General features: G+C 53.0%; 1 protein-coding gene. It reads right to left on the bottom strand.

Annotated elements, in window-relative coordinates:
* Positions 1-94 precede the first annotated feature (94 nt).
* On the bottom strand, positions 95-474 hold a 380-nt coding region (locus DEQ92_RS22330; RefSeq protein WP_199522979.1), incomplete at its 5' end, for a DJ-1/PfpI family protein.

The following is a 474-nucleotide window of genomic DNA, read 5'->3' as shown; positions in this document are numbered from 1 at the left end:
ATACTGATCAAGGGTTTCTCGGTACCACACAGAAGAGTGCTGGTCTATCCGCTCCGAAACCAAGTGAAAACGCAAGCTGCCGAATACGAGACGTTCAGTTATTCAGTAGTTCAATATACCGTTCCATCCAAACACCATTTTCGGCCCAGGAGGGAGCAGAGACGAGGTTGTTGTCCACGACGACCGTTTCGTCTTGATACTCCGCACCCGCTTGTTCGAAGTCAGCGCGCATCGTGGGCCAACACGTGATCTCGCGTCCTTCTAGCACACCTGATTCAGACAGTACTTGTGGACCGTGGCACGTGACTGCTACCGGTTTTTCTTCGTCGAAAAAGTGCTGTACGATGTGCTGTAAGTCGCTATCATATCGAATCGACTCAGGTGCCCGTCCTCCGGGTATCACGAGTCCATCGTAGTCTGCAGGATCGATATCGGCGAAGGCAACCTCTGCCTCTGCGTTGTACCCTCGCCGGA

The sequence above is a fragment of the Haloferax sp. Atlit-6N genome, assembly GCF_003383195.1.
Lineage (GTDB): Archaea > Halobacteriota > Halobacteria > Halobacteriales > Haloferacaceae > Haloferax > Haloferax gibbonsii.
The sequence above is the reverse complement of the archived record's forward strand: the minus strand, read 5'-3'. Positions and strand labels throughout refer to the sequence as shown.